A 26,220-nucleotide genomic window follows, 5' to 3' on the forward strand; every position below is an offset into this window, starting at 1 on the left:
GTATGGTCATGCCATCAGCGATGCTAGAAAGTACCTGTTTGCGATAGTCTATTGAATAAGTCATTGTTTATTTCATTAATTAAGATTGTTATAAATATTGTATCGGTTTTATTTGGATTAGACTATATCTTATGAACTTCGCCTTAATTCTGTAAAGGTATGTGACCAATGACGACTATAAATATATGTGTGATAGCGGATCAAATATACAAAAGCGGAGGGATCGAAAGAGTCCTTTCTCACCGTATTAATCATTGGATTAAGTGTGACTACGATGTTCATCTAATAACCAGTGAAAACGAGGGAAATAGTCCGTATTTTTTTTATGATTCAAAAATGATTCATCATGATATAGATGGTAATTTTGATAAATCACTTTCGCTATTTTCTTCTGCTAATTTAGTAATGGCTTGTAAGTATTTTTTTAAACTTAAGAAAGTATTAAATAAAATAAGTCCTAATGTAATAATTATGACGAATTATAACTATGATTATTATTTTATACCTCTAATAGCAAATGGTATTTATTCTATTAAGGAATACCATTCTAGTTTTTCTGAACAAAAAAATATAATAGGAAAAATAAAGCGCTATTACACCAGATTTTACGATATACATGTTTTTTTAAGTCAGGAAGAAAAAGCTTTGCACTCAATCAACAATTCCATAGTGATACCTAACCCAGTAAATATGTCTAAAAATTACCCTGTTGGGCTATCAAAACGTAGAAAAACCATAGTAACCGCAGGACGTATTGTCAGCATTAAAGGCTTTGAGCGATTAATTGAAGGCTGGTCAAAAATCGCTGAAAAGTATCCAGATTGGTCTCTTGAGATATATGGAGATGGAGAAGTAGATTACATCGAGTCATTGAAGCTATTAATTTCTAAGAACCACCTAACCTCAAGTGTGTCTATTTATCCCTCTATTCCTGACATTGTGAGAAAAATGCTAGATAGCCGAATATATGCTATGAGCTCGCTCACAGAATGTTTCCCGATGGTGCTGTTGGAAGCAATGCAAGCTCGAATGGCAGTAATAGCATTTGATTGTCCAACAGGCCCTCGAAACATTATAGATAGTTATAAGACAGGTATATTGATCGAAGACAATAATATTCATGAATTTGCAAACGCTCTAGAAAAGCTTATCAATAATGAAGCGCTTGCTCAAGAGCTAGCAGACAATGGATTTATAGAATCGCAGCAGTATGACACAGGTACAGTAATGAAAAAATGGAACGTGTTAGTCAATAAGGCGTTTAATAAGAGACAGTAATCAATACCTTGCTATCAACAAACCAGATGCTCTAGTTATGGTCTAAAGAGGAATTAATGCTTCCATACTTGTTGGTCCTTAGCCTTGTTGTTTTCTGGATAGTACTCGAGAAAAAATCTCTCAATCGTACGTCTTTTTGGCTGCCTTTGATTATATTGACTTTGTTTGCAGGTATTCGTAGCTATCGAGTCGGTGCTGACACCGCCAACTACACAAGAAACTTTAATAATCAATTGAGTCCCGAGTCCTTTAGATTTAATGAAGATATTGAGTACGGTTACCAACTATTTGAATATTCATTGCTGCATGTGACAAATAACTATTTCTGGCTACTGCTTATTACCAGTTTCGTTATCGTCTATTGTTATCTAAAGATCATCAGAAAATACAGTGTGAATTATTGGCTCTCTGTGTTTTTGTTTATTACGCTAGGCGTCTATACCTTTTCGTTCAATGGATTGCGTCAAGGAATCGCAATGGCTTTGTTTACTTTAGCCATTCCTTATCTGCTAGAGAAAAGGCTTTTTCCTTATCTATTGATATGTGCCATTGCATCATTTCTTCATATCACGGCTTTATTTATCATTCCATTTTATTTCATTGTGAATTTGAGAGTGAGGCCAGTTTATAAAATACTTGCGACGTTTTTTGGGTCGTTATTCGTTAGTAGATTACTTGTATCTTATATTTCATCTACGAATGATCGATATGAAGATTACGCAAAAGTATCTGAAGAGTCGGGTGGATTTTTGACACTTGGGTTTTATATATTGCTTATGCTTTTCATAATTATTGCGAGCTACGTATATAAAATAAGAGATAAGAGCTTTCAACAGCTATTGCTGTTTTATGCATCAGGCGTGGTTTTTGTTATACCGCTAGCGATGTTGGGTACTAGCGCTTCAGGCCCGCAAAGAATCATTTCGTACTTCACATGGACTTTGGTTTTATTACTGCCTGTAGTTTTGAAAAAAATAAACAATATTTATGTCTATATCATCAGCGTGTTTATCTTCCTTGTGTATTTCCTATTGACAACATCAAGGTTCAGCGACCTGAGTCCCTATATTATCAATCCTATATTTGAGGTGTTCTGATGAAAAGTCATGCTTATATCTCAATTGGCATTCCTATTTATAACGCTGAAGCTTATTTGGCGACAGCCATAAAGTCAATATGGGCGCAGACACACGAGTTGTGGGAGCTTATCTTGATAGATGATGGTTCTACAGACAACTCGCTAGCAATAGCCAAACAGTTTGAGAAGATTGATAGCAGAATAAGAGTGATATCTGATGGTGCCAACAAGAAATTGCCTGCTCGATTAAACCAGCTTATTGATGAATCAAAATATGATTATATTGCCCGTATGGATGCTGATGATCTCATTCATCCAGATAGACTGGCTATTCAAATAAACTTTCTAGAGAACAATCCCAGTTATGACTTAGTGTCGACTGGCGTAGTATCTATTGATGCTCAAAACAAGGTGTATGGCTGTCGTCATGTAGACCATTTATATGCAAGATTTGAGAGTATAGAGACGGCATATCCCATTGTCCATGCGTCTATTTTGGCAAAAAAAATTTGGTATGAGCGTAATAGATACAATGAGAATTATCCACGATCTGAAGATTATGACCTGTGGTGCAGAGCCATATCCAAACAGGATTTGCGCTTAGCTGTGCTCCCAGACTTGCTCTATTACTATAGAGAAGAGGGTAATTTGTCATTAGCAAAAATTGTTCGATCCTACAAAGATAGTCTTACGACATATAGTGAGTATAAAAAAACTAATATCCTCGATATTGCTAAATTGAAAGCAAAAGTAGGTGCGGTAAGGTTATTAGACTCGCTAGGACTCTTGCAAAAGATAGCTAATAAGAGAAACAAGATAACGATGTCCGAGGAACTCCAAGAAAACCATCAATCGGTTGTTAATGGTTTGGTTGCGGAATAAATTTATCAATGAAGTAATGCTGAGGTGCTTAAATGAAACCAAAAATATGCTTTATTATGACGGACGCCGTTTCTTTTAATGTGTTGTATCGCAATCAGCTTGAATATATTAGAGATCATTCAAACTTTGAGATTACGTTAATTTGTGGTGGCAGTAGGAAACAGTTAGATATTTTACGAGCTCGTAATTTAGGAGAAGTGGTTGATTTAAATTTTCAGCGCAAGCCTTCTGTGCTACAAGATACCAAGTCATTATTACTATTAACTCGTTACCTGTTCACTAAGCGATTTGATATTGTGGTTTATTTAACACCAAAGGCTTTATTGTTAGGAAGTATAGCCAGCACACTCACTATGCAAAAGAGAAGGGTTGCCTTTAGTGTGGGACGAGCCTATGAGAACTTTTCAGGCCTAAAAAAACGCACTTTTCAGGGTCTTGATAAACTTAGTTTTGGTCTTTCTCATGAAGTTCTATTCGTTTCTGGTTCTTTAGTAAATGTGTGCTTGTCAGAGAATCTCCTTAAAAAAAATAAGGCGCGTGTCATCGATAATGGTTCATTTAACGGTATTGATATTGATTTGCTCAGACCGGTAGAGAAAATAGAAAAACGAAGGTTGAGACGACAGTATGGAGTGCCTGTAGACGCTTTTGTGATTTGTGTTATTGGTAGAATTTGTGAAGATAAAGGTCTAAAAGATATTGGTGAGATATCTGAAAGCCTTAAATCAGAAAATGTTTACTTCATATTCATCGGAGATTTCGAAGATGACATCGGCAAGGCGGTCGTTGATAGAATAATGAGAGAAGGTAAGGGGATATATGTACCAGCTAACCCAAAAGTAGAAGAGGTAATTCAATGCGCTGATTTGCATCTGTTTTTAAGCTACCGAGAGGGTTTTGGGAGTGTTGCTATCGAAGCGGCTAGTTGCGGTGTGCCAACGTTTGCCTATGATGTGGTTGGTGTAAAAGATAGCGTAAAACAAGATATTAGCGGTCAAAAGTTCCAGTTGAAAGACACTGTGACTGTGGCAAAGGCCATCAAGCAAGCAATCGCTGATACCAACTTTAAAAATAAGTACCCTAAAGCGAGAGCTTGGGCGGTTCAGCACTTCGAACAAAAAGAACTATGGCAGAGTTATTTGGATTTTTATCTACACTATACAAATAAGGTCTAACAGATGATAAAACGACTATTTGACATTGTAGGTGCAACTACTGCTCTTGTGGTGTTGTCTCCTATCTATGCTGTGACCGCCTACAAAGTGAGTAAAAACCTTGGTTCGCCTGTTCTATTTCGTCAGATTCGTCCAGGTCTGTATAGCAAACCATTTGAGATGATAAAGTTTCGTTCCATGAAGGATGATATAGACGCAGACGGCAATCCTTTAGAAGATGGCGCGCGATTGACATCGTTTGGTAAAGCTCTGCGTAACACCAGCCTTGATGAGTTGCCTGAGCTTTGGAATGTGATTAAAGGAGATATGAGTCTAGTGGGCCCGCGACCATTATTGATGGAATATCTGCCATTGTATAATGATGAGCAAGCGCGCCGACACGATGTCCGCCCAGGTATTACAGGGTATGCTCAAGTCAATGGTCGCAATGCTATTGGGTGGGATGAGCGGTTTGCACTGGATACATGGTATGTGGACAATCACTCAATGTGGTTGGATATCCAAATTCTATTTAAAACAGTGAAAAAAGTTATTATCAAAGATGGCATCAGTGCGGATGGGGAAGCGACCATGAGTAAATTCATGGGCAATAGTATTAATAAAGAAATGATTTAAAAAATACTCTTTGCTGATAGCAATACAGCTAATTAAAAAAGCTGCGCATCAAGAAAGTAATGATAGATAAGAAGGTTAATAACATAGCAAGCAGTTTATCGTAGAGCGTGACACAACATTAGACATAAGTACCATAGAGGAACATATGCTAAATACCCCTTTTTCACCTTGGCCAAGTTTTACTCAACAAGAAGCCGTCGCCGTCAGCCAAGTATTGTTGTCTAATAAAGTCAATTATTGGACAGGCGAAGAATGTCGTCAGTTTGAGCGAGAGTTTGCTGATTGGACAGGTAGCAAGTATGCAATAGCGATGGGTAATGGAACTTTGGCGTTGGATGCCGCGTTACAAGCACTTGATATAGGCGTGGGTGATGAGGTTATCGTTACGCCGCGTACCTTTATTGCTAGTATTTCATCAATCGTCAATGCAGGTGCGAAGCCCATTTTTGCAGATGTTGATGCAGCAACTGGTAATATCACCGCTGAGACCATCATAGCTGTACTGAGTGATAAAACCAAAGGTATCGTGTGCGTCCATTTAGCTGGCTGGCCATGTGATATGGACAATATTATGGCACTGGCAGATAAATACAATTTATATGTCATTGAGGACTGTGCTCAAGCGCACGGGGCACGATATAAAGGACGAAGCGTTGGTAGCATCGGTCATATTGGCGCGTGGAGTTTTTGCCAAGATAAGATTATGACCACAGGAGGTGAGGGCGGTATGGTCACCACCGATAGCGAGCTACTATGGCGTAAAATGTGGGCGTATAAGGATCATGGTAAGAGTTATGCGGCAGTCTATGAAACTGAGCAATCACCTGGTTACAACTGGCTCCATGAGAGCTTTGGAACCAACTGGCGTATGACTGAACTACAAGGGGTCATAGGACGTATCCAACTGGAGAAAATGAGTGAGTGGACAGCCAAACGGGCTGCTAATGCGCAAGCCATACTAGAGGCCTGTAGCAAATGGGAGGCCAAAGGCTACCTTTATGTACCGAGACTAGAGCATTTAGTGGAGTTCCCAAATACGAACCACGCTTACTATAAATTATATGTCTATGTGCAACAAGAAAACCTAGCTAATGGCTGGACACGTGATCGCATTATTGAAGCGATTAATTATCAAGGCGTACCTTGTTTTTCTGGATCTGCATCAGAAGTTTATTTAGAAAAGGCTTTCGATGATACAGGGTTGCGTCCAAGCATTAGATTGCCAATGGCAAAGCAATTGGGAGAGAGTAGTCTCATGTTCCTAGTCCATCCTACGCTCACGGCGGCTGAAATCGAACAAACAATAAAGGCTATCGATACTGTATTTAGCTCAATGGTCAAATAGAGCAAATCTATAGTTGATAAAGTATTGTTTTTAAAAGTCTAGAACGAAATAAACGTTATTTTGCTAAAAAGCTATAAGATAGTTGGCTATAAACACCCAGTATTCTTTAATTGACTTATTAAATAAGTTTATCAGTATTTTGGCTTTATCTTACGCTAGGATTTTGCAGCGTACACAGGTACAATATTATTATCAGTCAAAGGTTGACGAAGCAAAAGACAGGCATGCAAAGTACTTGCACGCGCTGTCTTTATTTTTTTATATCGTACCCTCTATTGGAGTTACTATGTCTATTGCCCACGAGTCCGCCACCGTTTTGGACGGCAAAGCACTTGCCAAACAAATAGAACAGGATCTACGCACGCGCGTGGATGCGATCAAAGATAAAACGGGACGCACCCCAAGCTTAGCGACGATATTGGTTGGTGACGATCCAGCCTCTGCCACTTATGTCCGTATGAAAGGCAACGCCTGTCGCCGTGTTGGCATGGACTCTATACGCGTTGAGATGCCGAGTGCCACGACCACTGAGCAGCTCATGGCAAAGATCGATGAGCTAAACAGCAATCCAGATGTACACGGCATTTTGCTACAGCATCCAGTCCCTGAACATATCGATGAACGTGCTTGCTTTGAGCAGATTGACTTAGCAAAAGACGTCGATGGTGTGACTTGCCTTGGTTTTGGTCGTATGGCGATGCAGCAATCAGCTTATGGCTCTTGTACACCGCAAGGCATTATGCATCTATTAGAGCATCATAATATCGACCTTGCAGGTAAAGAAGCGGTGGTCGTAGGACGCAGTGCGATTTTGGGTAAACCAATGGCGATGATGCTATTGAATGCGAACTGTACGGTGACTATCTGTCATTCAAGAACGCAAGACTTAGAGTCTCATATTAAGCGTGCCGATATTGTTGTTGGTGCTGTGGGTGTGCCTGAGCTGATCAAAGCAGAATGGATCAAAAAAGGTGCCGTAGTCGTTGATGCTGGTTTCCATCCAACGGATAACGGCGGTGTTGGTGACATTGAAATGCAAGGCATGGAAAACATTGCTAGCGCGTATACACCAGTGCCAGGTGGTGTTGGCCCAATGACCATCAACACGCTTATTCGCCAGACAGTCGATGCGGCTGAAAAATCAGCAGGTTTGGGTATTAACTAAAAAGATAGTCATGTGAGTGCTGATCGCCGATAGATAAGGGGCTTGAGGCAAAATAGCCTCAGGCCAAATCAACCACCTCTCAGTTGATAGGACCTAAAAATGGCTAAAAAAGACGTAGGTATTCATGAGCGACTACAAGGTATTGGTAGAGAGTTTGTCGATGTCTGTCATTACGTTATCTTATTTTTAATCAGTGTGGTGGTGGTCTGGACAGCAGGTAAAGAGTTTATTTATATTGTCCAAAAAGGCTCAGCGGATTTAAAAGATATTTTGATGCTATTCATTTATCTTGAGCTGCTGGCTATGATAGGGATTTACTTTAAAACCCATCGTCTGCCCGTACAATTTTTGATATTTATTGCGATAACGGCTTTATCACGACATCTAGTGGTCGATGTGCAGGCAGTGTCAGATTATTTTCATCTATGGTTGCTGGCCACGATTTCTGTGGCAATCATGCTATTGAGTGGGGCTATTGTCATACTTACTTGGACGGCAAAAACATTTGGTCGCCCAGAAGACAATCTTGATAAACAGTATGCAAATTTAACGGTCAAGGCTATGCTGCCTGATAATGCGCAAGCTCCAGACAGCCATACCAAGCACCGCCGTGAATAATGATTGACGATCAGCATAAAAAAGGGCTACCAGTGGTAGCCCTTTTTTATATGTGAATGAGTTATCACAACCATTTGAGTCGCTTAAAGTTGTAATACAGGAAGCTACACAGAGCGATGATCATTATCATAATAACGAAGTACGCATACTTCCAATGGAGCTCGGGCATAAAATCAAAGTTCATACCGTAAATACCAGCGATGGCGGTTGGTACGGCGAGGATACCTGCCCACGCCGCAAGCTTACGTACGACTTCGTTCTGTCCCATATTGACCATTGCCATATAAGTGTTCATGACCACGCTTAGCATCTCATTGAGGCCATTAATGGCATCCAATGAGTGCAGGAGATGGTCATTCACATCGCGAAAATATGGCTTGGCTGCTTGAGAAAACCCTGAGACTATCTCGCTTTTTTTATGATTGATAAAGAAGCTACAGATGTCTTGCACGGGTAGGATAATAGCGCGCATATGTACCAGCTGTGATTTGAGCTGATACAGATTTTTTAATGTGCCTTTATCAAATTCATAGGTGAAGACATAACGCTCTTGCTCACGCAAATATCGTCCCAATCGATCGGTGATCGGCATATAGTTATCAACGATAAAATCAAGTATGGCATGGAGTACAAAGATGGGACCCATGCGTAGCTTTTCTGGGCGACGATGACAGTGCTCGCGTACAGGCGCATAGGAGTTTGACGGACCATTACGAATCGTAATTAGGTAGTTTTTGCCCATAAATATCGCAGTCGTACCATAACGAATGACATTGTCTTCGAGTTTGGCCGTACGTAGCACCACAAAGACCATATCATTGTCGTAGTTCTCTACCTTGGCTCGCTGGTGGTCAGCAAAGGCATCTTCAATCGCCAATTCATGTAGATCAAAGGCGTCTTTTACCTTGACCATAGTTTCTAGGCTGGGGTCGTAAAGACCGAGCCAAATAAACTGGCCATTGTTACTCAGCGCACGGCTCACATCAGTGAGGGCGATTTTGTCTAGATTTTCGCCTGTTTTTCGCGAATACGCATAGCAATTAACCACTTCGTCTTTACTTGATGAATCAATGTCTTCATAACGCTCAGAGTCAGGATCGTAGACCGTCATGGTCTCAATGGTATCCTGAGTCGTAGCTTCAGCATCGCCGTAGATATAGCTGTCATCATCATCTAGATAGAGATGCCGATCATTCATATTGGCATAAATGTGGCTCATATTAGAGTCAGGTGCAATGTGAGCCGTTTTTTTGATTAATTGGTTATTGTCGTTTTCCACACACCCTCCCGTCATATAATAAACAGCTGCAAGAATCAAAATTTGTCTTAAGCGCAGCTGTTATTATTTGGTCGTCTTATCTATGAACAACCTTTTACAATGCATAGCTTTTTAGCGTGTCGATATCTACTAATGCCAATAGGCTCTCGTGGCAAGCTTCTAGTTTTATCTGCGGAGCGATGTCAAAATCTAGTGCTTCAACCCAACGCAGGGCGCAGATACACCAGTAATCACCAGGCTTAAGACCGGCAAAGTTATATTCAGGCAAAGGAGTGATAAGGTCATTGCCACGACTGGCTGAGAAGTTTAAAAACTCGCTGGTCATCTTGGCACAAACGGTATGTTGACCAACATCATGGTTGCCCGTATGACAAAAGCCATTGCGATAATAGCCAGTGATAGGGTCGAAGCAACAGCTGGCAAGCGCTGTGCCTAAGACATTGGTTTGGTTGATGGCAGGGTTTGGGTGGTAATCAGATGACATAAGGCTTCCGAGATAAAAATATGTGTTAGTGTACCATGAGTCTGTATTGATGACGCTGCCGTAATCACGCTCATCAGTGTATGTATAACAAAAAATAAACGCTATTGTAGCCTGTTAATGCCGAGCTAAATATATGAGTGTTAACGACTGCCTCTACCGTAATAATGAGAAGTACTTAGACAGTAATTAGATACGGATTGTGGCTAATTGTCACTAGGCGAACCTTGAGTGCTATGCTAAACTAAAGCATAAAGTGCCTTGATTATTTGTCGCAATTTTTTAGCGCATAAAGATACTCGTCTTATCATTCCAAATTATACTTATTACTCACCCTCTTAAAGTCACCTGGTTTGTTTATAAATAATTGGGTCAATGATGTTGCGCGTTAAAAATAAAAACACTCGGCGTCAATACTTGGTAAAACAACCTTTGAGTACCGCATCAGTACCGCGTTTTTGGTAAGCGATACGCCAAACAAGGATTTATTGTGTCTGTTAGTTCTGATTCTGCAAAATCTGCCCAGCAAAACCCTCCAAATGAAACAGTGACTCAGTCTGCTAAAAGCAGTACTGCATCTAATAGCATGCCGTACTTGAGTAACTTTGGTAGTGATGTTGCCAACAGCTGGCTGTTGCCTGATGGGGTGGTCGATGTCCTGTTTGAAGATGCTCATAAGCAAGAAGTGCTTAGGCATCAATTGATTGAGCAGCTTATCACTCATGGTTATCAGCTGGTTTGTCCGCCGATGATTGAGTTTACTGAATCTTTGCTGAGTGATGCATCAGAAGATTTGAAGCGTCAAACCTTTAAGATTATCGATCAGTTGACGGGCCGTCTAATGGGCGTACGCGCTGATATTACTCCGCAGATTTTGCGTATCGATGCGCATCATGGCGGTACGGGTATCGCTCGTTATTGCTACGTCGGTGATGTGATTCATACCTTGCCATCAGGATTGTTTGGCTCACGCACGCCATTGCAACTAGGTGCTGAGATATTTGGCTGTGCATCACTGGCGGCAGATATTGAGTTGATCGATGTGTTGTTTACCATGGTAAATAAACTCAATATGAGTGCTGCACTCCATATCGATTTGGGTCATGTGGCGATATTTAAGCGTTTAGCCGAATTGGCTGAGTTGCCAGACAGCGCCACTGAGCAATTAATGTACTTATACGCCAATAAAAACCTTCCGGAACTGAAGCGTCTTTGCCGAGAGTTACCGATGGGCGATGATTTTTATGTGTTGGCACGCTTTGGTCATGACATTGCAAACTTATTATCTAAATTGTCAGACACAGCTCAACAAGACGATCAAGTCGCGACTGCTGTCGATGAGTTACAACGCCTCAAATCTTATTTAGAAAATCACTGGCAGTGTCCAGTCAGTATCGATGTGACAGAGTTGTCAGGCTATCACTATCATACAGGTATCGTGTTCAACGGTTATATTAATAGTGAGACACAGCCCCTAGTACGCGGCGGACGTTTCGACGGTATGCAAAGCCAGACGCAGACACTTCGTGCTGCCACAGGCTTTAGTATGGATGTCAGTCGCTTGCTGGCGCATACGCAGCTTGATGCACCAATCACAGTACTAGTTGATTTTGCTGCTATAAATAATGCCAATGAAGATGAGATGCAGACACTCTTACAACAAGTTGAGAGTCTACGTCAGCAAGGCTATCGCGTCACCATGCCACTAGACGCACAGGACAGCCCAAATGACGTCACTCATCGCTTAGGTTTTGCTGACAATCAGTGGCAGCTACAAACGATTTAGCTATTCATTTGTTAAGCGAGCGCTTATTAAGCACCATTTATTAGAACGCTAAGTTTTTAAATAAAAAGCTTTTTTATATAGAAAGATATCGTCAATAAAGTCACTTTAATTTTTTAGCTTTTATTGCACACACCTCAATACATAAAGGTAAGGATTGATCATGGGTAAGAATGTTGTAGTCTTGGGTAGCCAATGGGGCGACGAAGGTAAGGGTAAAATCGTTGATTTACTTACCGAAAAAGCCTCAGCAGTAGCCCGCTTCCAAGGCGGTCATAATGCTGGTCACACGTTGGTTGTCGATGGCAAAACCACGGTCTTGCACTTGATTCCATCGGGTATCTTGCGTGAAGGCGTTACTTGCTTTATCGGTAATGGCGTGGTGTTAGCACCTGACGCACTACTAAAAGAGATGAAAGAGCTAGAAGACAACAACGTGCCAGTACGTGAGCGTCTACGTATCTCTCCAAACTGCCCACTTATCATGCCTTACCATGTGGCACTTGACCAAGCTCGTGAAGCCAAGCGTGGCAGCGGCAAAATCGGTACAACAGGTCGCGGCATTGGTCCTGCCTACGAAGACAAAGTCGCTCGCCGTGCGATCAAGCTTGCTGACTTGTTCCGTGAAGATCTAGAAGAAAAGCTACGTAACTTAATCGAATATCATAACTTCCAACTGACTGAGTACTATAAAGTTGAAGCGATTGATTTTGATGAGACGTACAAGCTTTGCCAAGAGTGGAAAGAAGAGATTAAAGGCATGGTTACTGATGTAACTGAAGACCTAAATCAATTACGTCTAGCTGGCAAAAACCTCATGTTTGAAGGTGCGCAAGGTACACTCCTTGATATCGACCATGGTACTTATCCGTTTGTGACCAGCTCAAGCGTAACTGCTGGTGGCGTATCAACAGGTACCGGTATTGGTCCATTGTATTTAGACTACGTACTTGGTATCACTAAAGCATACACCACGCGCGTTGGTAGTGGCCCATTTCCAACTGAATTGTTCGATGATGTTGGTGCTCACTTGGCCAAAGTCGGCCATGAGTTTGGTGCAACGACTGGTCGTGCGCGCCGCTGTGGTTGGTTCGATGCTGAAGCATTACGCCGTGCAGTGGTACTTAACTCTATGTCAGGTATCTGCCTAACCAAGCTTGACGTATTAGATGGTCTTGAAGAGTTGCTAATCGGTGTGGGTTATAACCTACCTGAGACTGAGTGTGCCGGTGCACATGATGCTGAATTCTATGAGTCAGTAACGCCTAAGTACGAAACGATGCAAGGCTGGAGCGAGTCTACCGTTGGTATTACTAATTATGACGACCTGCCAGAAAATGCGAAAAAATATATCAAGCGTATCGAAGCATTGATCGGTTGCCCAGTTGATATCATCTCAACCGGTCCTGATCGTGAAGAGACTATCGTACTACGTGATCCGTACGACGCTTAGTTTTTACTACAAATTCGATTAAATAGTTTTTAATATTAATAAAAAAACCCCAATGCTCAGCATTGGGGTTTTTTATGCGTGCTGCTTTAAGGAATTTATTTATTGCATTAAGTGATATAGATTTTTAATAGTTAAGGACAAGATTACTAGCGATAAAACTGGCTAAGAAAAAATGTTATAAATAATAAATTTACTAACATTATTTTGGTTTAATTAAGAGTAAAATAATTCAAAAGGATTTCATTTTACCAATAGACGAAAAGGAATTTGCTATGACAACGAATACGCCAAAGCGTTCTATACGCAATACCTCTCTAGCAATATTTACATTCGCAGCCTTTATGCTACCCATGCTTTCTTGGAGTGCAGAAAACTGTGACAAACCGAACAATGATTTTGATGGGCTATACTGTTTGACAAAAGTATATTTGGAAGCAGATAAAGAGCTCAATAACTCTTACAATAAATTAAATAAACTTCTGAATAAACAACAAAAATCCACGCTAAAACGTGGTCAACTAGCATGGCTGCGCGAGCGCAACGACCAATGTAGTTACAATAATGACGATGGTTTCTTTGTTAACATGAACTGCGCTACTAGCAAGACAACCACTAGAGTTAACTTCTTAAACGAACGTGTGCGTGAATGTAATGCTGGTAGTTGCCGGGACAGTCGCTTAGATGATTAGTCATTTTAATGAGGCGCATGTATTAGCAAGTTCCTCATCATTTACTATTAATAAAACCCTTAGCATGATGTGCTGTGGGGTTTTTTCATTAGCAAGCTCAATATAAAATTTTTACCTAGTGAATTTTGCTGCCATAAATACCAAAAATAGTCAGTAATGAGATGAGTAGGTAGTATCAGTATTGGTTACCTACCAAGACTTACCTTATATGGAAGTAAGCTACTGTTATAAATTTGCTTTTATGCAAGTTATAGTCATAAATTAACCCTATCATTTATGGTCTTAATCATTATAATAGGCAGCAATCCTATGTTGGCGTTCAGGTTTTTGATTTGACAAACCACTTGTCAGTCAAATAAGTCCAAATCCAATATTGTGGCCAAAGACAAAACAAAGAATTAACCCTTTGACTTTTATCGATTTTATTACTTATTAGGAGCTTTTCATGGCTAACGAACGTACTTTATCTATCATCAAACCTGACGCAGTTGCTGGCAACCACATCGGCGCTATCTATAGCCGCTTTGAAGACGCGGGTCTAAAAATCGTTGCCGCTAAAATGCTACAACTTGATGACGAAAAAGCAGGCGGTTTCTATGCTGAGCACGCTGAGCGTCCATTTTACAACGACCTAAAATCATTCATGATGTCAGGTCCAGTATTGGTATCAGTACTAGAAGGCGAAAACGCAATCGCTAAGCATCGTGAAATCATGGGCGCGACTAACCCAAAAGAAGCCGCTGAAGGCACTATCCGTGCTGACTTTGCGAGCAGCATCGATGAAAACGCGGTACATGGTTCAGATTCAGCTGAATCAGCAGCACGTGAAATCAGCTACTTCTTCAGCGATGACGAAGTTTGTGCACGTACGCGTTAATAGTAGCGGTTATTAATGTCAGCTATTATTTAGCATATTGATTGTTAATAATTGGTTGTGCAAGACGGCTTATATCTTATGGGTATAGGCCGTTTTCGCTATAAATCGTTTTCGCTATTTGCCAATGGGTAACTTCGATTATAATAGCGCACTCTATATTGAAATTGTCCGACGTTTCCCTCATTATTAGTTTTAACTAGCGTTATCAATCCCTTATCAGCATGTTTTTACTCAATATTGATTTATTGTGTTATTGATTTTATTAACTTACTAAAGACCGCGCTCATAACGGATTGCTCATGCATTCCTGCCATACGTATGTACGGCAACGCTCATCTCAATAATTGCAGCGCTTATTTAAGCGCATGCAAAAAGGTTACCTATTATGTCAACTGTTCAAGCACCAACCCAGCACGTACCTACCAAGCTTACTGATAGTATTAAGCTAGTAGACGAGGCGCACGCAAAAACCAATCTATTAGGCATGACACAAGCACAGCTGTCTGATTACTTCAAAAGTATCGGCGAAAAGCCATTTCGTGCGACTCAGGTCATCAAGTGGATTTATCAGCATGGTGTGACGGACTTTGAGCAAATGACCAACTTGAGTAAGTCATTGCGCGATAAATTGTCGCTCAATGCGTGCGTGGTCCCGCCCAAGGTTATTCATCGTCAATACAGCGATGATGGCACGCGTAAATGGGTGTTTGAAGTGACTGGCGGCTCGTTGGTCGAGACCGTATTGATTCCGGCTGATGACAGCAAACTCAATGGCCGCAAAACGTTATGTGTGTCTTCACAAGTTGGCTGCGCGCTTGATTGTAGTTTTTGTAGTACAGGCAAGCAAGGGTTTGAGCGTGATTTGAGTGCAGCTGAGATTATCGGACAGTTATGGGTGGCTAATGCTTCATATATGACGGACGAAAATGAAAGCTTAGAAAACGTCGATCATAGCCTATGGGAAAATAACGTCACCAACGTGGTGATGATGGGTATGGGCGAACCACTATTGAACTATAAGCCTGTGGTAGGCTCGATGGAGATCATGCTCAGCGATCATGCTTATGGGCTATCAAAACGCCGCGTGACGTTATCGACCTCAGGTGTCGTACCGAAAATGTATCAGCTTGCCAAAGACATTGATGTGGCATTGGCCATCTCATTGCATGCACCAAACGATGAGCTGCGTAATGAGCTAGTGCCCATCAATAAAAAGTATCCGTTAGATGAGCTGATTGCCGCTGCAAAAAACTACGTCTATGATGTCAATCCGCGTCATAAAAAGCATGTCACGATTGAGTATGTGATGCTTGATGGTGTCAATGATAGCAATGAGCATGCTCATCAGTTGGTCGCGCTATTAGAAGGTCTGCCAAGTAAGATAAATCTTATTCCGTTTAATCCGTTTCCGCATGCACCGTACGATAAGTCAAGCAACAATCGTATTCATGCGTTTAGCAATATACTGAGTGAAGCGGGCTTTGTCTGTACTATTCGTCAAACACGCGGTGATGATATTGATGCCGCCTGCGGTCAGTTAGTTGGACAAGTGGCTGACCGTACCAGACGTTCAGCAGCATGGCAGCAGAGCATCAAAGATCGTGAAAATATTTGATGCGTTTTGCATATGATAGGATAAATATCCGTCTGTTCTAAGAGCTTAGCTGTCTTTTATCTGTCGCAACGGTAATGAAAATGTATCAATAACGGTCAAGATTGAAGAACATAGCAATTAATAACAACTAAATTGTACTTATAGGGGCTAAATCTATTAAACTGATGCCTCGAAGATCGAACGCATTGAACCACAGTTTTATGATGGCGGCTATGATGACTTCTAAAAATTCTTATCAGTTGGTAGATAAAAAACCATTTTTCAACCTCTATAAAAAGGCAGGTGTGGTGACGAACCGAGTCACTGCATCGAAGTGCGCATTACTGGCCGCCGCACTCGCAGGATTGTTGCTAAGTGGCTGTCAAAGTACGCCAAACAATGACTTGTCAGGCATCGCTCCTTATCAGACATCCACAAGGCCCAGCGGTGACCGCAATTTAGATCAGCAAGAAATTGCTCGTGTACGTACCTCGCTTGCTGCACAATATATCCGCAAAAATGAGCTCGATACGGCGCAGCGTCAACTCGAAAAAGCCTTTTCTGCGGATAGCCGTTACGCGCCAGCCTATGATATGATGGGCGTTTTGTTGCAGCAAGAAGGCAGCCGTATTAATCTTGCAAAAGCCGATCAGTACTTTAAAAAAGCCATCGCGCTGGATAAAGACTTTGTGCAGGCACACAATAATTACGGTGTTTATTTATCACAGATGAAGCGCTATCGTGAGGCGGCGGAGCAGTTTGAGATTGCAGGCGCCTCATTAGGTTATGAAGGTCGTATCGGTGCGTTAGAGAATTTAGGGCGTACATACCTTCAGTTGGGTGACAATAGTGCCGCTGCTAAAGCATTTTTGCGGGCCCTCGATGGCAATCGCAATAGTATCATTGCTCATATTGAGCTGGTAGATTTATTGCTTGAGCAGCAGCGTGTACCGCAGGCTCAGCGCTTGTATGACGAGACCTTAATATTGGTACAAGGGCAGGGCATTAGTCCTAGATTGCTCCTACAAGGTATCAAACTTGCAGCAGCACAAAACAACATTACAACTCGCCAGCAATTGGCACAGCAGCTTTTGTCCGCTTATCCATTGAGCGACGAAGCGAAACAACTTAAGACTTGGCTTAACAATCCAGAGGCACCATGGAAATGATCACCCCATCATCAAACACTCAATCTAACGCTCAGGGATCATTTGGTGCCACGTTGCAGCAAGCCCGTAAAACGAAGCAAGTCAGTTTAGAAGAGGCGGCCGCCGAGTTATTTATCTTAAAACGTCATCTAGAAGCACTAGAGAGCGAAAATTTTGCTGAATTACCGCAAGCGGCATTTGCTCGCGGCTTTGCTATTAACTATGCCAAATATTTGGGCCTAGACTCAGCCAAAATCGCAAGTAGTTTTGATGCCGCTTATCCCAATGAGCTAAAAGCCAAATCGGTCAATAATACTGATACGCCATTGCAACCAATGGGCACGCTGCAGCGCGATACGCACAATCGCATTCGTTTTAATCCGCTATTGATCATTGGTGTGATTGGACTCATTATTTTGGCAGTATTTTTATTCCGTATGGTGAGTAATGCGAGTAAAGAAAATAACCAAGAGCCTGTCTCTACTGTTGAAGATGTATCTGCTATTGAGCAAGCGCAAGGGGCTGCGATTAGCAATGATGCAAGTGGTGTCGGTGCGTCTGGCTCTGCGTTGAATTTAGGTGCTGCCAGTGCAGATACGGCTTTTTTAAACGTGAAGCTGACTGATGATGCTGTGGTTAGTATCACGGATGCATCGGGTAATAGTCTCATCAGCGGTTCACAAACGGCAGGTGACTATGACCTATCAGGTGTGCCACCATTTAGTGTGCAAATTGATAATATCGATAATGTTAGCTTGATGCTCAATCAAGAAACGGTTGCTTTAGATACTTATGCAACGGATAAGCAAGCTACCTTTGAGCTAGTACCTTAGTCATCATTGGCTTCTTATCGAGCATGATTACTAGTGTTTAATAAAACTACTATACATCTAAGCTCATTTATATATACAAGCCTGTGGTTTTTCTATTTTTGATTCAAGGATTTATCTATGTCAATGCCATCGCCTATTAACCGCCGTTTGACCAAAAAAATCTATGTCGGCGATGTTGCGATTGGTGGTGATGCGCCAATTAGCGTACAGAGCATGACCAATACTGACACTTGTGATGTGGCAGCAACCGTCGCCCAAATCGAGCGCTGCGTAGAAGCTGGCGCTGATTTGATGCGCGTATCAACGCCGACGATGGATACCGTCAAAGCCTTTGGTGAGATTCGTAAACTGGTGAGCGTACCTTTGGTTGCAGACGTGCATTTTGATCATAAGATTGCCTTAGCAGTGGCTGAAGCTGGCGCTGACTGTTTGCGTATCAATCCTGGTAACATTGGCAGCGATGCAAAGGTGCGTGAAGTGGTTGCTTGTGCCAAGTATCACAATATCCCTATCCGTATCGGCGTCAATGCAGGCTCTTTAGAAAAAGACATTCAGCGTAAATATACTGAGCCGACTGGGGAGGCGATGCTGGAGTCAGCAATGCGTCATATCGACATTTTAGAGCGTCTTAACTTTGACCAATACAAAGTGTCTGTTAAAGCCAGCAATGTGTTTTTGACATTGGATGCATATCGCCTGCTATCAGCGCAGATTGATAACCCACTACATTTAGGCGTCACTGAAGCGGGTGTCTACCGTACTGGTGCTGTCAAATCTGCCATTGCGCTTGGTGGTCTGTTGTTAGATGGTATTGGTGATACTATTCGTATCTCCTTGGCGGCCGAGCCTGAAGAAGAGATTAAGATTGGTTTTGATATCTTAAAGTCGCTTAACATTCGCTCAAACGGCGTAAACTTTATCGCTTGCCCAAGCTGCTCGCGTCAAGAGTTTGACGTGATTAGAGTGATGATGGCATTAGAATCACGTTTGGAAGACATCCGTGAACCAATGGATCTATCCGTAATTGGCTGTAAAGTAAATGGTCCAGGCGAAGCAAAAGAGGCAGATATTGGTATCGTTGGTGCCGCACCAAGATCACTGGTATACCGTATGGGTCAAAAAAGTCATCTTATCGATACCGACAATTTAGTCGATGAAATAGAAAGTATGGTTCGCGCCCATGCAGAAGATTTGGCGAAAAAGCGCGAGAACGAGATTATTCGCGTAAAATAAGTCGCAATGCAAGTATCTGCTTTTTGCTGTGTAAACAAAGGGTAGGCAGCACATTTTTGATTTTAATACGTAGATAACAACAATAGACATAACTGTTAAATTTTAAGGACATGACCGTATCATGATTAAAGCTATTAAAGGGTTTAATGACATTTTGCCTGACCAATCAGCAAAGTGGCTGCATCTAGAAGCGATATTGGCTGATGTACTTGGTAGATATGGTTATGAGCATATTCGCTTGCCTATCGTTGAGCAAACTGATCTGTTTGCCCGTGCTATTGGCGGCGCGACAGATATCGTTGAAAAAGAGATGTACAGCTTCACTGATAAATCTGAGCCACCGACGCCTTTGGCCTTGCGTCCTGAAGGCACAGCAGGAGCAGTACGTGCCGTTATCGAGCATAACTTATTGCGTGGGGACACGCCGAAGCTTTGGTACGTTGGTCCAATGTTCCGCTATGAGCGTCCGCAAAAAGGCCGTTATCGTCAGTTTCATCAGCTAGGTGTCGAGAGCTTTGGCAGTGCGCTACCAGACGCTGATGCTGAGCTGATTGCAATGACGCATCTGATGTGGCAAGAACTGGGCCTAAAAGATGAGATGCACTTACAGTTAAACAGCCTAGGTGAGCTTGATGAGCGCCATGCCTATCGCGAAGCATTGGTTGCCTATTTGACGGACAAAAAAGATCAATTAGACGAAGACAGCAAACGTCGTCTGACAACCAACCCATTACGTATCTTAGATAGTAAAGAAGCGAGTACGCAGGCAGTATTAGCAGACGCACCAAAGCTTGCTGACTTCTTGGGTACAGATAGCGTGGCGCATTTCGAACAAGTCCAAGCTTATCTGACTGCGCTTGGTATCGATTTTGAAATCAATCCGCATCTGGTGCGCGGTCTTGATTATTATAATAAAACGGTTTTTGAGTGGGTAACGGACAAGCTTGGCAGTCAAGCGACGGTATGCGCTGGTGGTCGCTATGACGGTCTGGTTGGACAATTAAAGTCCATAGGTACAAATGATGATAAGTCAGATAAAAAACCTGTAAAATCTGAACCGGCTATTGGTTTTGCGATGGGGCTAGAGCGCTTATTGCTACTGATGGAAGCCGTGGCACCGATTGCTGATAAACCCGCTTGTGATGTCTTTGTTGTGGCGCATCCTGACGTTTATAGTGCAGGTATCAGCTACGCACAAAACCTACGTTATAGTCGTCCAGATGTACGTGTGAAGATGGCAAGTGCAACGAGTCTAAAAGCGCAAATGAAAAAGGCAGATAAGTCAGGCGCAGCATTGACAGTCATCATCGCACAGCAAGAGCTGGATGATAATACCATCAGTATCAAAGACATGCAGACGGGTGAGCAACGGACTGTCACACAAGACTGGCTATCGAGTAAAGATAACTTTTCTCGTAAATAATCGTCTTGCAACGCCGCAGTTTTGATTTTGGCATCAGCAATTTAATGTACATTTTATCAGGTAAATATATATGGCTCTGACCCCCAATTCGCCGAATGCAGACAACTCCATGCAAGCGTTAAAGCAGTATGGTAGTTATATTGTCACTGCGATTTTGTTGGCACTGGCTGCTTATTTTGGCTGGACATACTGGCAGAACAACCATGCGCGAGTAGATACTGTCGCCGCTGATCAATATGCCGATATCCAGCGATTGAATGAAGAAGTCAGCTTGGCTTCGCAAAATCCAGATCTAGAAGCCGACGCGCAAGAGTCGCTTGTACAGAACCGCACACAGTTAGACAAAGATATTGATACTTTAGTCAGTACGCATGGTGAGTCAGTTTATGCCTGGCAAGCGCTGATGATAAAAGCTCGTCAACAGGTCGATAGTGATGATTTTACGGCGGCAGCTGAGACATTCAAGCAAGCACTCGCAATTGATCTGGGCGATGCCGGTCTAAAGGCAATTACTCAGCTGCGTTATGCCAAGACTTTACTGGCGACAGGCGATGCAGATGCGGCCTTGTCAGAAGCCAACAACGATATGCCAAGCTCGTTTGAAGCCAGTCAGCAAGAGCTGTTGGGTGATATTTACTTGGCACAAGACAACAAAGAATCAGCGATTAAGTCTTACAATAATGCTTGGGAGCTATTACGTAGCCGCCAAGAAACACGTGCAGTATTGGCCTTAAAGATGGAAAGCTTGGGTATCACCCCTGAGCCAATTGCTGGGCCTACCAGTCTTATCCAAGAATCAGTTACTCCTGAGCAGCCATTAGTGGTTGAAAACTCAGAAAGTACGAGCGTTGAAGCTGCTCAGTAAGTCACTAAATTCAGTAAATTACTAAGCTCAGTAAATTACCAAGCTCAGTAAATCGCTAAGCCAGTATTGAGCAGTAGCAATCGACTAAATGCTTTTTGATATGACGTCATAATGACTAATGTGCTGTTGGCCAATGTACTAATTAATAATAATTCATTTGTAGTGAGAACATATAATGACTCAATCTATTCGCTCTAGCAAAATGTTAAAAACTACGTTGAGTAGTCAGACTATCAAGAAGACAGTCATGCATGTGGCAGTACTTGCCGTAATGAGCACTGCAGTGATTGGGTGTAACCGCGGCATCAAGCCAGTGGTTAATGACCCAGTAAAATTGGTACAAATTGCGCAACCGATCAGCGTGCTCCAGCCAGTGTTTAGCACCGATGTGGGTAACAAAAAAGCCAGTAAGAAAGACCCTCTAGATTTGCAAGTTGGTTACGCCAATGGTCAAGTCGTTACGGCATCACGCGGTGGTGATCTGATAGGGTTTAATCAGGCAGGCGAGCGCTTATGGTCGATTAACGTCGGTGATCAGATCACAGGCGGTGTGGCGTTGGATGCGTTGAGTCAGACAGCGGTTGTGAGTACTCGCAATGGTCAAGTAATGGCATTTGATACTACGACTGGCGCAAAACGCTGGCAGCAGCAGTTGTCAGGGTCGGTATTGTCCCCAGCGCTTATCAGTAATAATCGTGTGGTGTTATCAGCGAACGATGGCTTCTTGCATGGCTTATCGCTACAGACTGGTGAATCAGTGTGGCAGTTTGCAACGCAAGTACCAGCGATCAGCGTGCGCGGTAGCGCGGCACCAACTTTGCTAGATAATGAAACGGCGTTGTTGGCGACTGCTGATGGTCGTTTGCATGCAGTCACCGTTGATAATGGCTTGCCAAAGTGGTCAAGACGTGTCGGTATTGGGTCTGGAAGCAGCGAAGTTGAGCGCATGAGCGATGTCGATGGCAAACCTATCGTGGATAAAAATCAGCTGTTTGCGATTAGTTATAGTGGTCAGCTATTGGGGATTGATTTGGCCTCACGTCAAGTGATGTTCGTCAATGAGCTTGCTAGTTTAAAAGCACTTGCTGTCAACCCTCAGCAAGTGATTGCTACTAGCCTAGATGGTAAAGTAGTAGCCTATGATCGCAATAGCGGCGAGACATTGTGGGAAAGTGAGGCACTGGCTTATCGTGACCTAACCAATCCTGTCATGATTGGCAATTATATTGCAGTCGGTGATTTTGACGGTGTGGTACATTTATTTGACCCTGCTACTGGCAATATCGTTAGCCGCGTGCAGACAAAAGGGGCGTTGACGAATTTGCAAGTACAAGGTAATCGCCTCATGACTCAAAGCACGTCAGGACAAGTTGCTATCTGGCAGCTAACGCGCTGATAAGACAGTACACTGGTTTTTATCTATAAAACACAAACGCTGCTTAGTCAGCGTTTAGTGCCTTGTGTAAATCGCTTGTTTAAGTACAGGCTTTCGCGTACTCTATGCGACCGATGTGCTAACCATATATACTATATATAATTTAGTCGTCCCAATTATTTTTTAGCCATAAAATAGCCAGCTACTATTTTTGCTATTGTTTTATCATTCATTTTAATTTGCGGTTAAGTGCAGCCCTATTCGTTACTATTGTTATATCAGTGGTCATAAGAATAATTGTACTGTCCGTCATTGTGCCTTTCACTGAGAGTAACCCATGAGTATCAAGCCTGTGGTCGCCTTAATTGGTCGTCCAAACGTCGGTAAATCCACCTTATTTAATCAGTTCACAAAAAGTCGGCAGGCATTGGTTGCTGATTTGTCGGGATTGACTCGCGACCGTCAATACGGTGATGCAACTTATGAAGATAAGTCTTTCATCGTTGTGGATACTGGTGGTATTGGTGAAGCAGATGACGGCAGTGGTAACATTGATGATTATATGTCTGAGCAGTCGCATACCGCGATTCACGAAGCAGATATCATTGTATTTGTCGTTGATGCTCGTGCTGGTATGATCGGTGCTGATGCTGAGATTGGCAAGTTTTTGCATACCCTAGGCAAACCGGTTTATGTCGTTGCCAATAAAGTTGATGGCGTCCATGATTCAGCGCCAGCGGAGTTCTATGCACTAGGATTGGGCGAGCCGTATCCGATGGCAGCCAGCCATGGTCGCGGTGTAGGCAACTTGCTCGAAGTGCTAACGGCTGATATGCCTGAGCAAGAGAATATAGTAGAGCCAAGAGGGTTGAAGCTTGCCATCATTGGTCGTCCAAACGTTGGTAAATCAACGCTGGTTAACCGTCTGTTGGGTGAAGATCGAGTGGTGGTATTCGATATGCCTGGTACGACGCGTGATAGTATTTATATTCCTTATCAGCGTGAGGGCAGAGACTACGTATTGATTGATACGGCTGGTGTACGTCGCCGCGGTAAAATTGATGAAAAAGTAGAAAAATTCTCTGTTATCAAAACCTTGCAAGCGATTGAAGACTCTAATGTAACCGTCATTGTCATTGATGCGCACGAAGGTATTGTTGACCAAGATTTGCATATGATTGGCTATGCGCTTGATGCTGGTCGTGCTCTAGTCGTCGCGATCAACAAATGGGATGGTTTGACGCCAGATCAAAGAGACTATATTAAGCTTGAGATGGATCGTCGTTTTAACTTTATCCCATATGTAAAAGTACATTTAATATCAGCGCTACATGGGACTGGTGTGGGTAATTTATACCCATCTATCTTGCGTGCTTATAAGTCTTCGATGTTTGAAGTCTCTACCAATCGCTTGACGCAAATCTTGCAAGATGCTGTCACTGCCAATCCGCCGCCAACTATTGCTGGTCGCCGTATTAAGCTACGTTATGCACATATCGGTGGTCACAATCCGCCTGTTATCGTGATCCATGGCAATCAAACCAGCGCGCTTCCTAAGAGCTATCAGCGTTACTTAGAGAACCAGTTCCGTCAAGTGTTTAAGCTTGAAGGTACGCCGCTCAACGTCATCTTTAAACAAAATGACAACCCATACGCCAATAAGAGCGACACGCCAACCAAGGCAAAAACACAGCAATTGCGTCAGCGTGAGCGCAATCGTGCGAAGAAATTCACTACTAAAGATAAAAAGTCTCGTTAATCATATAATCTGCTATGACTTATTTTACCGTGCAACCCAGCACGGTAAAATAAAAAAGCACTATGATCATATAGTGCTTTTTTTTAGCAGTTCAGTATACTCGCTAATTACCTCAATCTTTCGCTTATCACATCTCTCAAATACCTGTAATATAAGTAAAACTTTTCTTGACTCAGTAGAGTGATATGAACAATCGTTCGTCTCAAACCATTTCTATGCTTATTTGGCGCTCTGTTGGACAGGCCGTAATTCTGGCTCTGCTGGCAGGTTTTGTATTGCCTTTTATTTATGGTTTGGTGCATCACTACCAAGAAAAACATCAGCATGTCCAGCAGTTAGCCTCGTTACTAACAACCAGTGCATCGACGCCAGATGGTGCTGACGTCGTCGCTGAGCAAGTGAATGTTTTATTAGAAAATGAGCCGAGCATTCAGAGTATTGTATTTTATTCCACATCCCAGCCTATCAACGATATCAGCCAATCACTAGACGACTGGAAAAATGCTTTATTTGCCGATACGGTCAGCTTTAACTATCCTGTCGTTAGTAAGTATGAAGATTTTGAGAGTGTCAGACCCAATAAACCCACATCTAATCAGCAGTTAGCGACAGATCTGTCTGAGAGTATGAGCGCGTCATCAGTTACGGATGAATCGATCGGTAACATGAATAGGAATAACACGCTGATTGGCTATATCAACATCACTATGGATGTGAAAGTACTGCGTTCACATTGGTTTCGTAGCATTATTCCGTTGTGGTTGACCACATTACTATTGACTATTATTTCAGGTATATATATCTTTCGAAAGCTGAATTGGCCGGTCAAAGATATCGAGGCATTAAATGGTGTCTGCGGTATTATCATCAAAAACGCAGAGCTAGAGCAGCTACCTATTATTCCGCAGCGCTTTAACTTTCAAGAGCTGACACAAATAAAAAAGGCCTTGGCTATCTTGTTTGGTCGACTGCAAGAAGCCAAGCAAGGATATGATACGCTTGCTGCCTTTGAGCAGCAACTACATAACAAAGATGTCTCGCTTGATGTGCAGTTGCATAATTTTCAAAGCATGATTACCCATGAACTAAAAACATCGCTCAATGCTATCGTGGGCGGGCTACAGTTATTGGACTACGAAACCTTAACTAGGGCGTGTCATCAATTAAGCCAAACGACACAAGAAACTAAGTGAATGGCACTAAGGAAATGACTGGCTAACTTATCATAGCGAGTGGCAATCGCACGATACTGCTTAATCTTGGCAAAGAAGT

General features: G+C 42.4%; 24 protein-coding genes. 21 read left to right on the plus strand and 3 right to left on the minus strand.

The window, feature by feature from the left end:
* The first annotated feature begins 168 nt into the window (after positions 1-168).
* From JMX83_RS12940 to JMX83_RS12975, 8 genes are all read left to right on the plus strand, one after another.
* Positions 169-1,278: a glycosyltransferase gene (locus JMX83_RS12940; protein ID WP_201602522.1), complete on the plus strand. Its 1,110-nt coding sequence runs from the start codon at positions 169-171 to the stop codon at positions 1,276-1,278.
* A 56-nt stretch (positions 1,279-1,334) separates the two neighbouring features.
* Positions 1,335-2,375 (plus strand): EpsG family protein, encoded by a 1,041-nt coding sequence (locus tag JMX83_RS12945; protein ID WP_201602524.1) that lies wholly within the window; start codon positions 1,335-1,337, stop codon positions 2,373-2,375.
* A complete protein-coding gene (locus JMX83_RS12950; RefSeq protein WP_201602526.1) occupies positions 2,375-3,238 on the plus strand; it encodes a glycosyltransferase family 2 protein in 864 nt (287 codons plus the stop codon). Before JMX83_RS12945 ends, JMX83_RS12950 begins: the two co-directional genes overlap by 1 nt.
* 32 nt (positions 3,239-3,270) lie before the next feature.
* Positions 3,271-4,413, plus strand: coding sequence for a glycosyltransferase (locus JMX83_RS12955; protein WP_201602529.1), 1,143 nt, complete (start codon positions 3,271-3,273; stop codon positions 4,411-4,413).
* Positions 4,414-4,416: 3 nt separating this feature from the next.
* Positions 4,417-5,028, plus strand: coding sequence for a sugar transferase (locus JMX83_RS12960; RefSeq protein ID WP_201602532.1), 612 nt, complete (start codon positions 4,417-4,419; stop codon positions 5,026-5,028).
* 145 nt (positions 5,029-5,173) lie between these two features.
* Entirely contained in the window at positions 5,174-6,373 is a 1,200-nt protein-coding gene (locus JMX83_RS12965) for a DegT/DnrJ/EryC1/StrS family aminotransferase (protein ID WP_201602534.1), read from the plus strand.
* Positions 6,374-6,659: 286 nt separating this feature from the next.
* Positions 6,660-7,538, plus strand: a complete 879-nt coding sequence (folD, locus tag JMX83_RS12970; RefSeq protein WP_201602536.1) for a bifunctional methylenetetrahydrofolate dehydrogenase/methenyltetrahydrofolate cyclohydrolase FolD — start codon at positions 6,660-6,662, stop codon at positions 7,536-7,538.
* Between the two features lie 99 nt (positions 7,539-7,637).
* On the plus strand, positions 7,638-8,156 hold the full coding sequence (locus JMX83_RS12975) for a phosphate-starvation-inducible protein PsiE (protein ID WP_071003358.1): 519 nt from the start codon (positions 7,638-7,640) through the stop codon (positions 8,154-8,156).
* Positions 8,157-8,220: 64 nt separating this feature from the next.
* Here JMX83_RS12975 and corA read toward each other — a convergent pair whose 3' ends face one another.
* Together corA and JMX83_RS12985 are read right to left on the minus strand one after the other, a co-directional pair.
* On the minus strand, positions 8,221-9,375 hold the full coding sequence (gene corA, locus JMX83_RS12980) for a magnesium/cobalt transporter CorA (protein ID WP_371531447.1): 1,155 nt from the start codon (positions 9,373-9,375) through the stop codon (positions 8,221-8,223).
* Between the two features lie 154 nt (positions 9,376-9,529).
* Entirely contained in the window at positions 9,530-9,919 is a 390-nt protein-coding gene (locus tag JMX83_RS12985; RefSeq protein WP_058024362.1) for a DUF2237 family protein, read from the minus strand.
* A 487-nt stretch (positions 9,920-10,406) separates the two neighbouring features.
* On the opposite strand from JMX83_RS12985, the gene JMX83_RS12990 reads away from it, so the two are divergent.
* The 13 genes from JMX83_RS12990 to JMX83_RS13050 all read left to right on the plus strand — a co-directional run bounded on the left by JMX83_RS12990 (position 10,407) and on the right by JMX83_RS13050 (position 26,141).
* Complete coding sequence (locus tag JMX83_RS12990) at positions 10,407-11,702, plus strand: ATP phosphoribosyltransferase regulatory subunit (protein WP_201602540.1); 1,296 nt, start codon at positions 10,407-10,409, stop codon at positions 11,700-11,702.
* A 160-nt stretch (positions 11,703-11,862) separates the two neighbouring features.
* Positions 11,863-13,152 (plus strand): adenylosuccinate synthase, encoded by a 1,290-nt coding sequence (locus JMX83_RS12995; RefSeq protein ID WP_201602542.1) that lies wholly within the window; start codon positions 11,863-11,865, stop codon positions 13,150-13,152.
* A 272-nt stretch (positions 13,153-13,424) separates the two neighbouring features.
* Positions 13,425-13,841: a lysozyme inhibitor LprI family protein gene (locus JMX83_RS13000; protein ID WP_201602545.1), complete on the plus strand. Its 417-nt coding sequence runs from the start codon at positions 13,425-13,427 to the stop codon at positions 13,839-13,841.
* A gap of 445 nt (positions 13,842-14,286) precedes the next feature.
* Positions 14,287-14,718, plus strand: a complete 432-nt coding sequence (gene ndk, locus JMX83_RS13005; protein ID WP_075106325.1) for a nucleoside-diphosphate kinase — start codon at positions 14,287-14,289, stop codon at positions 14,716-14,718.
* Between the two features lie 385 nt (positions 14,719-15,103).
* Complete coding sequence (rlmN, locus tag JMX83_RS13010) at positions 15,104-16,333, plus strand: 23S rRNA (adenine(2503)-C(2))-methyltransferase RlmN (RefSeq protein ID WP_201602548.1); 1,230 nt, start codon at positions 15,104-15,106, stop codon at positions 16,331-16,333.
* 212 nt (positions 16,334-16,545) lie between these two features.
* On the plus strand, positions 16,546-17,481 hold the full coding sequence (pilW, locus tag JMX83_RS13015) for a type IV pilus biogenesis/stability protein PilW (RefSeq protein ID WP_227675864.1): 936 nt from the start codon (positions 16,546-16,548) through the stop codon (positions 17,479-17,481).
* Positions 17,478-18,293 carry a helix-turn-helix domain-containing protein gene (locus JMX83_RS13020; protein WP_201602566.1) on the plus strand — a complete coding sequence of 272 codons (816 nt, stop codon included), beginning with the start codon at positions 17,478-17,480 and terminating at the stop codon, positions 18,291-18,293. Before pilW ends, JMX83_RS13020 begins: the two co-directional genes overlap by 4 nt.
* A 117-nt stretch (positions 18,294-18,410) precedes the next feature.
* Positions 18,411-19,526: a flavodoxin-dependent (E)-4-hydroxy-3-methylbut-2-enyl-diphosphate synthase gene (ispG, locus tag JMX83_RS13025; protein WP_201602551.1), complete on the plus strand. Its 1,116-nt coding sequence runs from the start codon at positions 18,411-18,413 to the stop codon at positions 19,524-19,526.
* Between the two features lie 121 nt (positions 19,527-19,647).
* Positions 19,648-20,949 carry a histidine--tRNA ligase gene (gene hisS, locus JMX83_RS13030; RefSeq protein WP_201602554.1) on the plus strand — a complete coding sequence of 434 codons (1,302 nt, stop codon included), beginning with the start codon at positions 19,648-19,650 and terminating at the stop codon, positions 20,947-20,949.
* Positions 20,950-21,019: 70 nt separating this feature from the next.
* Positions 21,020-21,814, plus strand: a complete 795-nt coding sequence (locus tag JMX83_RS13035) for a YfgM family protein (protein ID WP_201602557.1) — start codon at positions 21,020-21,022, stop codon at positions 21,812-21,814.
* Positions 21,815-21,989: 175 nt separating this feature from the next.
* A complete protein-coding gene (gene bamB / locus JMX83_RS13040; protein ID WP_201602560.1) occupies positions 21,990-23,210 on the plus strand; it encodes an outer membrane protein assembly factor BamB in 1,221 nt (406 codons plus the stop codon).
* 316 nt (positions 23,211-23,526) lie between these two features.
* Positions 23,527-24,948, plus strand: coding sequence for a ribosome biogenesis GTPase Der (der, locus tag JMX83_RS13045; RefSeq protein WP_058025087.1), 1,422 nt, complete (start codon positions 23,527-23,529; stop codon positions 24,946-24,948).
* Between the two features lie 185 nt (positions 24,949-25,133).
* Positions 25,134-26,141 carry a hypothetical protein gene (locus JMX83_RS13050; RefSeq protein ID WP_201602562.1) on the plus strand — a complete coding sequence of 336 codons (1,008 nt, stop codon included), beginning with the start codon at positions 25,134-25,136 and terminating at the stop codon, positions 26,139-26,141.
* Here the strand turns inward: JMX83_RS13050 and JMX83_RS13055 are convergent.
* The coding region (locus JMX83_RS13055; RefSeq protein ID WP_162628559.1) for a transposase at positions 26,108-26,220 on the minus strand (113 nt) is incomplete at its 5' end. The genes JMX83_RS13050 and JMX83_RS13055 overlap by 34 nt on opposite strands.

This window comes from Psychrobacter piscatorii (assembly GCF_904846415.1).
Classification (GTDB): domain Bacteria; phylum Pseudomonadota; class Gammaproteobacteria; order Pseudomonadales; family Moraxellaceae; genus Psychrobacter; species Psychrobacter piscatorii.

Bases quoted from the DNA above. Each gene is read 5' to 3' on its own strand.
- JMX83_RS12940 (WP_201602522.1), top strand. From the start codon at position 169: ATGACGACTATAAATATATGTGTGATAGCGGATCAAATATACAAAAGC.
- JMX83_RS12945 (WP_201602524.1), top strand. From the start codon at position 1,335: ATGCTTCCATACTTGTTGGTCCTTAGCCTTGTTGTTTTCTGGATAGTA.
- JMX83_RS12950 (WP_201602526.1), top strand. From the start codon at position 2,375: ATGAAAAGTCATGCTTATATCTCAATTGGCATTCCTATTTATAACGCT.
- JMX83_RS12955 (WP_201602529.1), top strand. From the start codon at position 3,271: ATGAAACCAAAAATATGCTTTATTATGACGGACGCCGTTTCTTTTAAT.
- JMX83_RS12960 (WP_201602532.1), top strand. From the start codon at position 4,417: ATGATAAAACGACTATTTGACATTGTAGGTGCAACTACTGCTCTTGTG.
- JMX83_RS12965 (WP_201602534.1), top strand. From the start codon at position 5,174: ATGCTAAATACCCCTTTTTCACCTTGGCCAAGTTTTACTCAACAAGAA.
- folD (WP_201602536.1), top strand. From the start codon at position 6,660: ATGTCTATTGCCCACGAGTCCGCCACCGTTTTGGACGGCAAAGCACTT.
- JMX83_RS12975 (WP_071003358.1), top strand. From the start codon at position 7,638: ATGGCTAAAAAAGACGTAGGTATTCATGAGCGACTACAAGGTATTGGT.
- corA (WP_371531447.1), bottom strand. From the start codon at position 9,375: ATGAGCCACATTTATGCCAATATGAATGATCGGCATCTCTATCTAGAT.
- JMX83_RS12985 (WP_058024362.1), bottom strand. From the start codon at position 9,919: ATGTCATCTGATTACCACCCAAACCCTGCCATCAACCAAACCAATGTC.
- JMX83_RS12995 (WP_201602542.1), top strand. From the start codon at position 11,863: ATGGGTAAGAATGTTGTAGTCTTGGGTAGCCAATGGGGCGACGAAGGT.
- JMX83_RS13000 (WP_201602545.1), top strand. From the start codon at position 13,425: ATGACAACGAATACGCCAAAGCGTTCTATACGCAATACCTCTCTAGCA.
- ndk (WP_075106325.1), top strand. From the start codon at position 14,287: ATGGCTAACGAACGTACTTTATCTATCATCAAACCTGACGCAGTTGCT.
- rlmN (WP_201602548.1), top strand. From the start codon at position 15,104: ATGTCAACTGTTCAAGCACCAACCCAGCACGTACCTACCAAGCTTACT.
- pilW (WP_227675864.1), top strand. From the start codon at position 16,546: ATGATGACTTCTAAAAATTCTTATCAGTTGGTAGATAAAAAACCATTT.
- JMX83_RS13020 (WP_201602566.1), top strand. From the start codon at position 17,478: ATGATCACCCCATCATCAAACACTCAATCTAACGCTCAGGGATCATTT.
- ispG (WP_201602551.1), top strand. From the start codon at position 18,411: ATGTCAATGCCATCGCCTATTAACCGCCGTTTGACCAAAAAAATCTAT.
- hisS (WP_201602554.1), top strand. From the start codon at position 19,648: ATGATTAAAGCTATTAAAGGGTTTAATGACATTTTGCCTGACCAATCA.
- JMX83_RS13035 (WP_201602557.1), top strand. From the start codon at position 21,020: ATGGCTCTGACCCCCAATTCGCCGAATGCAGACAACTCCATGCAAGCG.
- bamB (WP_201602560.1), top strand. From the start codon at position 21,990: ATGACTCAATCTATTCGCTCTAGCAAAATGTTAAAAACTACGTTGAGT.
- der (WP_058025087.1), top strand. From the start codon at position 23,527: ATGAGTATCAAGCCTGTGGTCGCCTTAATTGGTCGTCCAAACGTCGGT.
- JMX83_RS13050 (WP_201602562.1), top strand. From the start codon at position 25,134: ATGAACAATCGTTCGTCTCAAACCATTTCTATGCTTATTTGGCGCTCT.